Raw genomic sequence first — 13,749 nt, forward strand, 5'->3', positions numbered from 1 at the left:
CCCGACGCACGAGGGCGTCACCTCGGTAGGATCAGGGCCATGATTGATCCGAAACTCCTGCGCACAGATCCGGACCGTGTCCGTCGCTCCCAGGTCGCTCGTGGCGACGACCCCTCGGTCGTCGACGAGCTGGTCGCCGCCGACGAGTCCCGGCGTCACGCGATCGCTGCGCACGAGTCCCTGCGCGCCGAGCAGAAGGGTCTCGGCAAGCAGATCGCCCGGGCCTCCGGTGAGGAGAAGGCCGCACTGCTGGCCCGCACCAAGGAGATCGCAGGCCAGGTCGCCGACCTCAAGAAGGAGGCCGAGACGGCCGAGCAGAGGTTCATCGAGCTCGACAAGACCCTGGGCAATATCGTCATCGACGGCGTCCCTGCCGGTGGTGAGGACGAGGGCGAGGTGGTCGAGACCATCGGCACCCCGCGCGACTTCGCCGCCGAGGGATTCGAGCCGAAGGATCACCTGGAGATCGGCGAGGCGCTCGGGGCGATCGACATGGAGCGGGGCACCAAGATCTCCGGATCGCGGTTCTACGTGCTCACCGGGATCGGTGCCCAGCTGGAGATCGCGCTGCTCAATCTGGCGATGACCAAGGCCGCCGGCTGGGGATTCACCCCGATGATCCCGCCGGCCCTGGTCAAGCCCTCGGCGATGGAGGGGACCGGATTCCTCGGCCAGGCCGCCGACGACGTCTACTACCTGCCCAAGGACGATCAGTACCTGGTCGGTACCTCCGAGGTGGCGCTGGCGGCCTTCCACTCCGATGAGATCCTGGACGACGCCGAGCTGCCCCGGCGCTACGTGGCGTTCTCGCCGTGCTTCCGCCGCGAGGCCGGGTCCTACGGCAAGGACACCCGGGGGATCTTCCGGGTGCACTGGTTCGACAAGGTCGAGATGTTCGTCTACTGCCTTCCGGAGCAGGCCGAGGCCTGGCATGCCAAGTTGCTCGGCTTCGAGAAGGAGTTCATCGAGGCCCTGGAGATCCCCTTCGAGGTGCTGGACGTCGCCTCCGGGGATCTCGGCCTGTCGGCTGCCCGCAAGTACGACTGCTACGGCTGGCTGCCCACCCAGAACCGCTACCGGGAGATCACCTCGACCTCCAACTGCACCACCTTCCAGGCCCGCCGACTGTCCATCCGGCACCGCGGGCCCGATGGCGTCGAGCCGCTGGCCACCCTCAACGGGACGCTGTGCGCGATGACCCGGATCATCATCATGATCCTGGAGAACCACCAGAACGCCGACGGCTCGGTGACCATTCCGGCGGCGCTGCGGCCCTACCTGGGTGGCAAGGAGCGGTTCGAGACCGCCTGAGGCCGATCCTCGGGGGTCGTGACATTCTTGGCTCGTGACGGCATCAGTCGACGACAACCCCTTTTACCGCGAACTACCAGACGGCACCATCAAACAGACCAACCCCTTCTCGGGTGTTCAGGTGTGGACGGTGCCCGGGCGCGGCGCCCGGCCGCTGAGCCGGCCGATCGTCGGTCCACGGCCGCTGGCCAATGCCGACCGGGTCTCGGCCTGCGCCTTCTGCGCCGACCGGGTCCTGGAGACCCCGCCCGAGAAGTGCCGTCTGGTGCCCGACCCGTTCGGCGATGTCCGCGGCAGCTTCCGGACGCTGCGCCATCTCCCGGCGTCCGAGCTGTCGGCCAGCACCGCGGAGTTCCGCCGGGTGCCGAACCTCTTCGAGATCCTCACCTGGCAGTACTGGCATGACAACCATGGCGTCGACCTGTCCGCCGAGGCGCGTGACTGGCAGGAGTCCTATCTGGCCGATCAGGCCGGTCTGAGCCATGTGCAGCGGGTGCTGGACGCCAAGTTCTCCGCCCAGGGGCTGTCCCTGCGGGCCGCCGCGCTCAACCCCGCCGAACTGCGTCGGGAGTCCGCCCCCTTCTTCGGCGGCGGTCACGACGTCATCATCGCCCGGAGGCACTACACCGATGACGCCGCCACCACCGCCGGACTGGCAGGTTCTGGTCAGCTGAGCGTGGCCGAGCACCGGGCCTTCATCGCCCTGACGGTCTCCTCGACCGCCGACCTCTACGCCGCCAACCCGGAGGCCCGGTACGTGGCCGTCTTCCAGAACTGGCTGGAGCCCGCCGGGGCCTCCTTCGACCACCTCCACAAGCAGCTGGTGGCCATCGACGAGATCGGCGCCAGCAATGAGGCGGCCCTGGAGAAGGTGAACGGTGATCCCTACCTGTTCAACCGCTGGGGGCCCGATTTCGCCATCGACCACCATCTGATGCTGGCCGCCAATGATCATGCGGTGGCCTTCGTGGCCTTCGGACACCGGTACCCATCGGTGGCGATCTGGTCGACCGGCCGGATCGACCAGCCCTGGGAGATGGCCGACGAGGAGGTCGACGGCCTGGCCGACCTGCTGCACGCCATCCATGTCGCGCTGGGGTCCGATGTGGCCTGCAACGAGGAGTGGCACCATCGCCCGATCGGCGTCGGCACCGCGATGCCCTGGCACGTGGTGCTCAAGCTGCGGGTCTCGAACCCGGCCGGCTTCGAGGGCGGCACGAAGATCTACGTCAACACGATCTCCCCGGCGTCGCTGTGCGCCCGGCTGCTGCCCAGGCTCATGGAGGCCCGCAACGCCGGGAGGATCGCCGAGGGGATTCGGCTCGGTGTGGAGTGCGAGGTCGGTCGGGGAGTCATCGCCGCGGCCCGGTGAGGAGTGGGCGGTCGGACTGTGAGTCAATGCCGCGGCCCGGTGAGGCCGGCCGGCACGGTCGTGACATGCCGTGCGCCGTGCACACACAGCACCCACTGCTGGCCTGCGACCCGGGGTCGGTGCTCGGCATCTGTCCCTGGGCACGGTGCTCGGCATCTGTCCTCGGCGCCGATGGCCAGCCTCTGCTACCGGTAGGGCGCAGTCTACGTTCGTCCTCAGATCCGACGTTCGTCCTGGAATTCCAGGACGAACGCCGGATCTGAGGACGAACGTGGTTGACCGATACTGATCCGGTCGTCACGCTGTCGCGGTCAGCTCTCGGGCCACCGGAACCAGCGGACCACCTGTCGGAACCGGCAGTCGCGCCGCCGTAGCCGTCTCCCGGGCCACCGGAGCCAGCGGGCCACCTGTCGGAACCGGCAGTTGGGCTGTGGGCTACCGGAACCAGCGGTCCAGCTCGGCTGCCGTGCCACCCTCCTCGAAGGTGCCGGTGACTCCGTTGGCGATCTGCTGGACCTGTTCCGGGGCATCACCCATCGCCACCCCACGGCCGGCCCAGGCGAGCATCTCGATGTCGTTGCGCCCGTCACCGATGGCCAGCACCTGGGAGGGATCGATCTGGCGCACCTGGCACAGTGCCTGCAGGGCCGAAGCCTTGTTGACCCCTCGCGGGGTGATGTCCAGCCAGGCCGACCAGCCGATCACATAGGAGACGCCGTGCAGTCCCAGATGACGGGCCATCTCGACAAAGTCGGAGGCGGGCGCGTCGGGGTCGCGGATGATGACACGGGCGGCGGGCCGGGAGGTCAGTTCCTCGACGGACTCGAGGATGAACCGTCCCTGCAGTTCTCCGTCAGGGAACAGCCGGTTGAGCCGGTATCCGACCCCGATCTCCTCGACGGCGATGATCGCCGAGGGGTGGATCTCCAGCACCTTGCGGATGACCGGGCCGGGATCGAAGCGCACCTCCTCGAGGATCTGCAGGGGTGAGGTCCACAGCGTGGCCGCGCCATTGGAGACCACCAGGTCTCCGGCCGGCAGGTGGAGAGCGTCATGGACAGGCAGGGCTCCGAAGAGTCCACGGCCAGTGGCCAGCACGACCGGGACGCCGGCGTCGACGACTCTGCGGATCGAGTATTCGACAGGGGAAGGAAGTAGCCCTTGACGGTCGACGAGGGTTCCGTCGATGTCGAGGGCTACCAGTTGTGGGGTGAAACTCATGCCTCCACCCTGCCATCGCAGCGTGAACTGCCGGTGACAGGCTGGGCCGGGCAGCTCGTGTCCCGTGCTGATCCAGTTACTCCTCGTGCCTCATGTCTCGTGTCTCGCGTTGATCCAGTTACTCCTCGTTGATCCTCATGCAACGGGATCAACGAGGAGTAACTGGATCAACGCGGTGGTGGGGGCGGCCAGGGTGTGGTCAGCGGTGGCGAGGGTTGGCCAGGGCAGCGGGAGTCGGAACGATCGGGGCCGCACTCAGGCAGCCTCGACCTCCTCGGCGGTGCGCCGTATCCCGGTCACCGACACGAAGGCGGCGATGATCTCGGCCCGGCCGGGCCGGGAAGGAGCCAGCGTGGTCGGCTCGGCCGCCTCGGCGCGGGCCCTGCGCAGGTGCCGCTTGACCGTCGACAGCGAGCACCCCAGGCTCTGGGCGATGAAGTCCAGCGGCTCGTCGGGATGGGCACGGCGCAACCGCACGACGTCATGGGTGGCGATCTGGCGACCCGAGGACAGAATGCCGATCATGGCGTCCATGTCGTCGGGCGACACCCGGACGCCGAGCAGGTTGCGGATCCGGGTGCGCTGGCGGGTCGTGGTGGCAGCGGCGAAACCGGCCACGTCATGCCCGCTGACCGCGACCTCCAGGCAGTCGCCGAAGAACGGGCAGCTCGCGCAGACCTCGGTCGCCCGGGCCGTCAGGGAGACATGCAGGCGGCGCTGCTCTGCATTACCGGGGCTGGCGTCCTCCTCCAGGTAAGGATGCTGGAACAGCTCTGTCAGCAAGGCGCAGGCGGGAACTCGGTTGGCAGTCGTGATGGTCACGGGAGATCCTTTCTCCTGAGAGCGGTACGGCAACGGATCGGTGCGGAGAGAACCCTTGTTGTGAGATTCGTCACGTGCTGCTACTCAGCCTGCCATGAACTCCAAATCCCCTATAGACCAGACTGTAGGGACCGCTACCCGACTTGCCTGAGTAGTAGACGAAAGGCCACTGAGTACGAATACTCAGTGGCCTTTCGATGTGATTGGTCCGACAATTGTCCGTCGAATGGTGCGACCGATTCCTCCGGTTATCGAGGAGGGAGGCCATTTCCGGCTACCTCGGGCCCACCGGGCCGGGGCGACCAGCTGGCCACCGATAACTCAGCCGATCAGTCGACCCCGAACTCCATCGCCGCACGGTCCAAGGACTTCTGGGCGTCGTCGTGATCCTTGCCGGTGTTCGAGGAGATCGCCTTGGCCCCGCCGGTCTCCAGCTTGCCGACCAGATCGGCGTGCGTGGAGAGCTGGCCCTGCTTGGAGTACAGCTCGAGCTTCTCGCGGGTGTCGGCGATGTCGAGGTTGCGCATGGTGAGCTGGCCGATCCGGTCGACCGGCCCGAAGGCGGCCCCCTCGACCTTCTCCATCGACAGCTTCTCGGCGTGGTAGGAGAAGTTCGGCCCGGAGGTGTTCATGATCGTGTAGTCCCAGCCGCGGCGCAGCTTGAGGGTGACGGTGCCGGTGACCGCCGAGGCCACCCAGTGGGTCAGCGACTCGCGGATCATCAACGACTGGGGGTCCAGCCAACGGCCCTCGTAGAGCAGCCGCCCCAGCCGGCGTCCCTCATTGTGGTAGGTCGCCAGGGTGTCCTCATTGTGGATCGCGTTGACCAACCGCTCGTAGGCGATGAACAGCAGAGCCATCCCGGGGGCCTCGTAGATGCCGCGTGACTTGGCCTCGATGATTCGGTTCTCGACCTGATCGCTCATTCCCAGGCCGTGGCGTCCACCGATCGCATTGGCCTCCATCACCAGGGCGACGTTGTCGTGGAACTCGGTGCCGTTGATGGCCACCGGCAGACCCTGCTCGAAGGTGATCGAGACCTCCTCGGTCTCAACGGCGACGTCGGGATCCCAGAACTTGACTCCCATGATCGGCTCGACGCTCTCCATCGAGACGCTGAGATCCTCCAGGGTCTTGGCCTCGTGAGTGGCGCCCCAGATGTTGGCGTCGGTGGAGTAGGCCTTCTCCTTGGAATCGCGGTAGGGAAGGTTGCGGGCGGTGAGCCACTGGCTCATCTCGTCGCGTCCGCCGAGCTCGGAGACGAAGTCCTCGTCGAGCCAGGGCTTGTAGATCCGTAGCTGCGGATTGGCCAGCAGGCCGTAGCGGTAGAACCGCTCGATGTCATTGCCCTTGTAGGTCGACCCGTCGCCCCAGATGGAGACGTCGTCGTCGGCCATCGCGCGCACCAGCAGGGTGCCGGTGACGGCGCGGCCGATCGGAGTGGTGTTGAAGTAGGGACGCCCGGCGGACCGCACATTGAAGGCTCCGCACGAGATGGCCGACAGGCCCTCCTCGACCAAGGAGGCCTTGCAGTCGACCAGCCGCGAGATCTCGGCGCCGTAGGCGTGCGCGCGGCCGGGGACCGAGTCGACGTCGGGCTCGTCGTACTGGCCGATATCGGCGGTGTAGGTGCAGGGGATGGCGCCCTTGGATCGCATCCAGGCGACCGCCACGGAGGTGTCGAGACCTCCTGAGAAGGCGATGCCGATGCGTTCACCGACGGGCAGATGCGTGAGAACCTTGGACACGCCCTGAAGTGTAGAGCATAGATATGCAGAGGTACAAATTAATATTAGGGACGCCGTGAGGGGGAGACGCCGCTCCGCCCGCGGGTGCTGGGGGTCCGTCCCGGTGTGGAATCCGGCCTGTCACGGCGTCCCGGGCCCACCAGCACGGCGTCTCGGCCCCACCAGCACGGTCCCGGCGCTGTCAGCGCGGAGACTGCGAGTAGCCGCGATCGGCGTCCAGGCGGTGGGCGATGTCGGCGGCCATCCTGTCCATCTCCGCGGGATCGCCGACCCCGGGCCGGACGATATGAGTGCGTCGCACCTGGCCGTGGTAGAGGGTCAGCCGTGACCGGGACTCGGTGAGAGCCGCCCGGGTGACGTCGGCCCATGTGCCCGAACGATCCTGGCCGGCGCCATGGATGTGGTAGCCCTTGGCGTCCAGATCGACATACAGGCGCATCCGGAACATCGACCAGGTCGCGGTCAGAGCCAGCGCGATACCCAGCGCCAGCACCACCGCGAAGAGCGCGATCCAGCCATTGGACCAGTCTCGGGCGGCGTCCACCACGATGAGCACCGCACCGGCGATCGACATCACCGCCGCCACCGCGTATCCGGTGAACGGGGGCCGCGGTTTGAGGACATGCCTGGTCGTTCCGGCAGGAAGACCCTGTGGGGTGGTCGCTGGCGTCGCCGCCGCATCTGGCATGACCGGCCTCCTGATCTGCGACTCGACAGGTCGTGAGTGACCGGAATGGTCCGGTCCACGCGGCGAGAGTGGGATTCGAACCCACGGAGGTTTCCCTCGGCCGCTTTCAAGGCGGCTGCACTCGTCCACTATGCGATCTCGCCAACCCGGTCGCCCGGGGTGCGACCTCATCCTAGCCATTCTCCCGGGATATCCGGCCCGTTGCCGCTCGGTCGAGGCGCCCTGCTGTGATGTGTGCCGAGGGGCCGCCGGTCATCCCACCAACCTCTCCCCGGCAGCTCCACCGCCATGGCAGGGTGGAGACATGCATGCGATCACAGTCCGTCCCACCGACCAGGCCGATGCGAAGGGACGCCACCGTCCCGGACCCGAGAAGCTGGAATGGTCCGAGGTCCCGACGCCGGCACCGGGCTCCGGGGAGGTCCTGGTCAAGGTGTCGGCCTGCGGGATGAACCGGGCCGATCTGCTGCAGCGCCAGGGGCTCTACCCGCCGCCTCCGGGGGTCTCCCAGATCATGGGCTTCGAGGTGGTCGGCACGATCGCGGAACTGGGCGACGACGTCTCCGGCTGGAAGGTGGGTGACCAGGTCGTCGGGCTGTTGGCCGGCGGAGGCTATGCCGAGTACGCCGTGGTGCCGGCCGGCCAGCTGCTCCACATGCCGGACGGCGTCGGCCCGGTGGTCGCTGCCACCCTGGTCGAGGTGGCCGCCACCGTGATCTCGAATATGGATCATGTCGGGCTGAAGGCCGGCGAGACCTTCCTGGTGCACGGCGGGGCCGGCGGCGTCGGCCAGTTCGCGATCCAGTACGCCAAGGCGCTGGGTTGCACCGTCCTCACCACCTGTGGGACGCCGCAGAAGCAGGAGTTCTGCCGCCGACTGGGCGCCGACGTCGCGCTGGACTACCACCAGGACTGGGTCGCGGGGGTCAAGGGCGCCACTGGAGGACACGGCGCCGACGTCATCCTTGACGTGATGGGGGCCAAGTATCTCGGCCTCAACGTCGATGCGCTGGCCACCGGCGGACGGCTGGTCATCATCGGGATGCAGGGAGGCACCAAGGGGGAGCTCAACATCGGAAAGCTGCTCTCCAAGAGGGCTCTGGTGACTGCCACCAGCCTGCGGTTCCGGCCGCTGGCCGAGAAGGCGCAGATCTGTCGGCGGGTCGAGGAGCTGGCCTGGCCGATGTATGCCGATGGTCGGATCTCCCCGGCGCCGGTGGAGATCTTCCCGATCACCGAGGCGGCTGCCGCGCACACCCGACTGGAGTCCGGGGAGGTGCTGGGCAAGATCGCGCTGACGCTGTGACCCGATCGCGCTGAGGCCGCGACCCGATCGCGCTGAGGCCGCGACCCGATCGCGTGGGGCACCGACTGCGAACCGGGTGGGCTGCGTCATCTGGGTGACTCGGCGGCGGGACGGAACTGTTAGCGTTGAGCCGGGGCTGATCGTGGCCCCGACGTCGACACAGGAGTCAGCGTGACATCCGCAAGCTCAGCCCGCAGTACAGGTGAGGCAGCCGGCCCGGCCGGCCCCCGGGTCGTTGCGGCCTGGAACCCTCAGCAGGGCTCCGACAGGGCCCGCCGGCTGTTCGCCGGGCGATTCGACAGCACGCCGGACGGCGTCTGGGCCGCCCCCGGACGGGTCAACATCATCGGTGAGCACACCGACTACAACGGCGGGCTGTGCCTGCCGATCGCCATCCCGCACCGGACCTACGTCGCGCTGCGGGCCCGCCAGGACGACCAGATCCGATTGGTCTCGGCCTTCGGCGGGGAGGTCCTCGACTGGTCGGGCAGCGTTTCCGGCCTGCAACCGGGCCAGACGCCCACCTGGGTCGGCTATGTCGCCGGGGTGGCCTGGGCGCTGGCACGGCAAGGTCTGCCGGTCGACGGATTCAACGCCGCCCTGGTCTCCTGCGTCCCGACCGCAGCCGGGCTGTCCTCCTCGGCGGCCGTGGAGTGCGCCGTCGGGCTGGCCCTCGACGAGGTCAACGGGCTGGGAATGGGGGACTCCGACGCCGGCCGTCACCATCTGGTGAAGATCGCGGTGAGCACCGAGAACGACTTCGTGGGGGCCCGTACCGGGGATCTGGACCAGTCCGCCTCGCTGCGCACCCAGCGCGGTCACGCCCTGCTGCTGGACTGCCTGGACGGCTCGACCCGACAGGTGCCCTTCGATCTGGCGGCCGAGGACCTCGAGCTGCTGGTCATCGACACCCGCGCCACGCACAGCCACGCCACCGGCGGATACGGCCAGCGGCGGGCAACCTGCGAGGCGGCGGCGGTGATGCTGGGAGTCGACACGTTGCGCGAGGTCGACGACCTGGACGAGGCGCTGGACCGACTGGCCAACGACGAGATGAGACGCCGGGTGCGCCACGTCGTCACCGAGATCGCCCGGGTCGAGGGGTTCGTCGCCCTGGTGGAGGCCGGTCGGCTGCGCGAGGTCGGCCCGACGATGAACGCCTCCCACGACTCACTGCGCGACGACTACGAGGTGAGCTGCCCGGAGTTGGACGTCGCGGTGGACGCCGCCCGTCGGGCCGGGGCGATCGGTGCCCGGATGACCGGTGGCGGCTTCGGTGGGTGCGCCATCGCACTGGTGGACGCCAGCAGGCGCCAGGAGGTTGCCGAGGCGGTCGTCGAGGCCTTCTCCCGGCACGGTTTCGGGGCTCCGCAGCTGTACGTCGTCACTCCATCGGATCCTGCCGGACGGGTGGACTGAGGGCCCCTGCTACTTCTGAATGGGGTTGTAGGCGCAGACGTCGGTCACCGATTGGCTCACCGCGGTGGCAGAGGCAGTCGGGGTGCTCGAGCCCGAGTTGCTGGGGGTGGGCGTCGGTGTCGGCGTCGCCGAGGGAGTCGGGCGGGGGGACGACGACGTCACCGGCTTGTTCCTGTTCTTGGAACTGGAGGCGTCGGCGATCGCCTCCTTCACCTGCGTGCGCATCAGGTTGTAGTTGGGGTCGTAGGCCACGAAACCGTTCTTGCCCTGGACGAAGAGCAGCCGGTTGACATTGGCGTCGCGCATCCGCATCACCAGCTCGACGAAGGCCGGCAGCATTCCCTGGGGGATGTCGGAGACCACCATGTCCCCGGAGGCCGCCGCGATCGACTCGAAACGGGTGAGCACCGTCTGGGGACTCACCTGGTCCAAGACCGCCTTCATGAGGCAGGACTGGCGTCCCATCCGGTCGTAGTCGGTGGACGCCGACCGGCTGCGCGCGTACCACATCGCCCGGTAGCCGTTGAGGTGCTGGTCGGGGCCGATCTCGATGTACCCGGTGGGGACCTTGCCCTCGGTGTTGCCGGCAATCGGCAGCCGTTCGTTGACATTGACGGTGACCCCGCCGACGGCGTCCACCAACTTCTGCAGGCCGTCGATGTCGAGCATCACGAAGTAGTCGATGGACAGTCCCAGGGCCTGGCCGATGCCCAGCTTGAGGGCGTCGGCGCCGGGGTAGTCGGTGTCGCCCATGGCCGCCTTGTGGTCGTTCTCGACCGTGGACCAGACCGCATTGGCGAAGAAGTCCGAGTCGTCGCCGTGGCCGTTGGAGAAGCCGTTGGGGTAGATCTTGTGGAGCTCGGAGTTGGCGGGGAAGGGCAGATTGGCGAGGTTGCGGGGCACCTGGATGATCGTGGTGTTGCCGGTCTGGGTGTCGATCGAGGCGACCATCATGGTGTCGGTGTTCATCTCGCCGTGTTGGCGGTACTGGCGGGTCGAGGAGTCGTCCCCGCCGACCAGCAGGACGTTGACCCGCGGCTTCTGCCGCCAGATGTCGGCGACGCTCTGGTTGTAGTCGATGGAGGGGCGGGTGCCTGACTTCGACTCGGCGAAGATCTTGCTGAGTGCCGCCGACTCGTCACGGGCATAGCGTGCCGAGATCGCCATCGGAGCGGCGATCGCCAGGGACAGGGTGCCGACTAGGACTGCGGAGATCCACCGCTGCGGGTGGGTGATCCGGGCGGGCCGGATGTCGAGGTGGGTGAAGACCAGCAGGGCCACCAGGAGTACGGCCACTACCGGAAGGGCGATGGCGATGACGTTGAGGAGTCTGGGTCGTACTGCCACCGAGGCCAGCGCAGCAGGGCTGGTGACGGCCATGATGATGAGCACGGTGAGGGCGGCCAGGGCTAGACCGGTGACGGCCAGCCCGAACCGCCGGTGGCTGTCGCGGCGGCTCTCCATCAGGCCCAGGCCGGGCACCGCCGCGCCGAGCACCGTCCAGATCGCCGAGCGGCGGAAGGCCCTGCCGTCATGGCTGTCGTGCTGCGCGGCCGCCGCGGGCGCGCGGACGCCGGAGACTGAACGAGCGCTGACGCCGGCGTCGGCGGAGTAGTCCTCCGTCATCGCATAGCGGCCCTGACGGGGGAAGCCCGCGGTGCTGCCGCCGACGTCTGCGAACGGGTCGTCGGCGTCGGCGTCGACGGTGAGAGCGTGGGTCGGCGCGTAGTAGGGCTCATCGTCGTAGCCACCGTGCCGGGGATGGTCCTCGGTCGACGGGTGCTTCTCGGCGCTCATCTGCTCGTCCCTCAGCGCCTGCTCCAGGGAGCGGCGGCCGAGGATGTGGGTGTCCTCCATGGACTCGGGGTCGTCGAGCCACCACGGATCTGCGTGTCGAGGGGCGTGCGAATCTCCACCGGAGTGGGAGTCGGCCATGCTCGTCCTCTCGACGAAGGAAGTAGGCGGTTGCGCCGGTTGCGGACGGGCCCATGCGTCATGTTCGCAGGTTGGCTGCGCAGCAGCCGGCTGGGTCGAGCGCCGAGCCCATGGTAACCACCATCGCCGAATTGCTGAGGTGCGGACTTGCCGATAGGGTGGACCGGCATCCTGGAGGTGTCGCCTAGTCTGGTCTATGGCGCCCGCCTGCTAAGCGGGTTTGGGACTTAACTCCCATCGCGGGTTCAAATCCCGCCACCTCCGCCACCACCTCATGGGCGTGGTTCCTGTGATCACCGGATGCATCGGCCGGGCCCTGCAGGGCCCGGCCGATTTGGTGCCGGGCACCAGTCGTTGTAAAGTCTTCTAACGCGCAAGGTTCAAGCGCCCGTGGCTTAACGGATAGAGCATCTGACTACGGATCAGAAGGTTGGGGGTTCGAATCCCTCCGGGCGCGCCAGCATCTCAGGCCCCGAGTCCTCAGGACTCGGGGCCTGAACTGTGCCTCAGCCCCCGGGAACGGCACCGGCCGGCGACCGTCGGCAACGCCATCGTCCAAGGTGGCCTGGTCACGCGTGGTGATCTGGTGGGCTCAGACGAGCCGGACGGCGTCGTCTCACAGCTTCATCCGGTGTTCGGCAGGTGCCGGGGACTCCACCGCCTCCGGGGTCCAGTCGGCCGGCAGTCCGGCGACCTTCAACGCCTGGTCGAAGGCCTCGCAGGCCCCGCCATACCGTTGCGCGCGGTGCTGGGCCGTGGTGGCCAGGATAGTCGCACGCTGGGCCTGATCCTCGATCTGGCTGATCTGGCCGTTGTCCTTGATGAGGCGATCCAGTTCCCCGGCAGCAGTCTCGGCGGCCGCAACGGCGGCTCGCATCGCTGCCTCGGCCTCCAGCATCCTGGCGTAGGCGGTCACGACGTCTGTGGGCTGGCCGGCTTCCCGGTCACGCCTGCGCTTCCTCCACCACGACAAGAGTGCCATCCGTCTCCCCTTGGTCCGACCATCCAGGATGATCCTAAGGGCTCTCAGGGAACCGCCCGCAGGTGATTGACGAAAACGGTCGATGCCGCACTTCTACCACGGTCCTGGCAATTCCACCGGTGTCGTGGAGAGGCTTTCGCCGCCGGTGACTGTGCGATGCTGGGCTCACGTTCGACCATGCGGATCGACCCGTTCGAAAGGACCTGCCATGCCAGCCCTCTTCGCCCACCGCGGGGCCCACAGGAATCTGCCTGAGAACACCATGGTGGCCTTTCAGGAAGCCATTGCAGAAGACGCCGACGGGATCGAACTGGACGTCCAGATGACCGCCGACGGTCAGCTGGTGGTCTGCCACGACGAGAAGGTCGACCGGACCAGCGACGGGACCGGCCTCATCGGCGAGCACAGCCTGGCCGACCTGCAGGGGCTCAACTTCGCTGCCGGCAACCCGCAATGGGCTCGGGCGCAGATCCCGCTGCTCGACGAGGTGCTGGAGCTGCTGGCCCCCACCGAGTTGAGCCTGAACATTGAGCTGAAGAACAGCGTGATCCGCTATCCCCGGCTCGAGGAGGAGGTCGTCGAGGCGGTTCGGGTCCACAGGATGTCCGATCAGGTCGTGCTCTCCAGCTTCAACCACCGCAGCCTGGTCAAGCTGGCCGAGGCGGCACCGACCATCCGGCGTGGCGTGCTCTATGCCGACGACCTCGCCGACCCGTGGGACTACGCAGCGCGGATCGGTGTGCAGGCCGTCCACCCGGGCGGTTGGCTGTTGCGTGGTCGCGACGAGGTGCCGAGGTTCCACGCCGCCGGGCTGGCGGTACGGGTCTGGACCCTCGACGACCTGGACCAGATCCGTGAGGCGGCCGCGCTGGGGGTGGACGCCATCATCACCAACGACCCGGCGGGTGCGCGGGCGGCGCTAGCCTCCTGATTCGTGTGACCTCC

At 67.9% G+C, this 13,749-nt stretch carries 11 protein-coding genes and 3 tRNA genes; 7 read left to right on the forward strand and 7 right to left on the reverse strand.

Going from position 1 to position 13,749, the window contains the following annotated elements:
- The first annotated feature begins 39 nt into the window (after positions 1 to 39).
- Complete coding sequence (gene serS, locus G554_RS0104835) at positions 40 to 1,311, forward strand: serine--tRNA ligase (RefSeq protein WP_027587022.1); 1,272 nt, start codon at positions 40 to 42, stop codon at positions 1,309 to 1,311.
- Between the two features lie 34 nt (positions 1,312 to 1,345).
- Positions 1,346 to 2,683, forward strand: coding sequence for a DUF4921 family protein (locus G554_RS0104840; RefSeq protein ID WP_027587023.1), 1,338 nt, complete (start codon positions 1,346 to 1,348; stop codon positions 2,681 to 2,683).
- Positions 2,684 to 3,118: 435 nt separating this feature from the next.
- Here the strand turns inward: G554_RS0104840 and G554_RS0104845 are convergent, their stop codons facing one another.
- From G554_RS0104845 to G554_RS0104865, 5 genes are all read right to left on the reverse strand, one after another.
- Positions 3,119 to 3,886 (reverse strand): HAD family hydrolase, encoded by a 768-nt coding sequence (locus G554_RS0104845; protein ID WP_027587024.1) that lies wholly within the window; start codon positions 3,884 to 3,886, stop codon positions 3,119 to 3,121.
- 273 nt (positions 3,887 to 4,159) lie between these two features.
- A complete protein-coding gene (locus G554_RS14740) occupies positions 4,160 to 4,726 on the reverse strand; it encodes a WhiB family transcriptional regulator (RefSeq protein ID WP_051232454.1) in 567 nt (188 codons plus the stop codon).
- 329 nt (positions 4,727 to 5,055) lie between these two features.
- A complete protein-coding gene (gene argG / locus G554_RS0104855; RefSeq protein WP_027587025.1) occupies positions 5,056 to 6,474 on the reverse strand; it encodes an argininosuccinate synthase in 1,419 nt (472 codons plus the stop codon).
- A 181-nt stretch (positions 6,475 to 6,655) separates the two neighbouring features.
- Entirely contained in the window at positions 6,656 to 7,162 is a 507-nt protein-coding gene (locus G554_RS0104860) for a hypothetical protein (protein WP_027587026.1), read from the reverse strand.
- Between the two features lie 60 nt (positions 7,163 to 7,222).
- Positions 7,223 to 7,305 (reverse strand) — tRNA-Ser (locus G554_RS0104865).
- A gap of 161 nt (positions 7,306 to 7,466) precedes the next feature.
- Between G554_RS0104865 and G554_RS0104870 the strand changes: the two genes are divergently transcribed.
- Positions 7,467 to 8,468: an NAD(P)H-quinone oxidoreductase gene (locus G554_RS0104870; RefSeq protein WP_027587027.1), complete on the forward strand. Its 1,002-nt coding sequence runs from the start codon at positions 7,467 to 7,469 to the stop codon at positions 8,466 to 8,468.
- Positions 8,469 to 8,639: 171 nt separating this feature from the next.
- Complete coding sequence (gene galK, locus G554_RS0104875) at positions 8,640 to 9,887, forward strand: galactokinase (RefSeq protein WP_027587028.1); 1,248 nt, start codon at positions 8,640 to 8,642, stop codon at positions 9,885 to 9,887.
- 9 nt (positions 9,888 to 9,896) lie between these two features.
- Here galK and G554_RS0104880 read toward each other — a convergent pair whose 3' ends face one another.
- Positions 9,897 to 11,267: an LCP family protein gene (locus tag G554_RS0104880; RefSeq protein ID WP_342663090.1), complete on the reverse strand. Its 1,371-nt coding sequence runs from the start codon at positions 11,265 to 11,267 to the stop codon at positions 9,897 to 9,899.
- A 728-nt stretch (positions 11,268 to 11,995) separates the two neighbouring features.
- Between G554_RS0104880 and G554_RS0104885 the strand changes: the two genes are divergently transcribed.
- A tRNA-Ser gene (locus G554_RS0104885) sits at positions 11,996 to 12,089 on the forward strand.
- Positions 12,090 to 12,206: 117 nt separating this feature from the next.
- Positions 12,207 to 12,282 (forward strand) — tRNA-Arg (locus G554_RS0104890).
- Positions 12,283 to 12,438: 156 nt separating this feature from the next.
- Here G554_RS0104890 and G554_RS0104895 read toward each other — a convergent pair.
- On the reverse strand, positions 12,439 to 12,804 hold the full coding sequence (locus G554_RS0104895; RefSeq protein ID WP_027587030.1) for a hypothetical protein: 366 nt from the start codon (positions 12,802 to 12,804) through the stop codon (positions 12,439 to 12,441).
- A gap of 208 nt (positions 12,805 to 13,012) precedes the next feature.
- Between G554_RS0104895 and G554_RS0104900 the strand changes: the two genes are divergently transcribed.
- Positions 13,013 to 13,735, forward strand: coding sequence for a glycerophosphodiester phosphodiesterase (locus G554_RS0104900; protein ID WP_027587031.1), 723 nt, complete (start codon positions 13,013 to 13,015; stop codon positions 13,733 to 13,735).
- Positions 13,736 to 13,749 lie beyond the last annotated feature (14 nt).

It is taken from the genome of Acidipropionibacterium thoenii DSM 20276 (genome assembly GCF_000423445.1).
Taxonomy (GTDB): Bacteria; Actinomycetota; Actinomycetes; order Propionibacteriales; family Propionibacteriaceae; genus Acidipropionibacterium; species Acidipropionibacterium thoenii.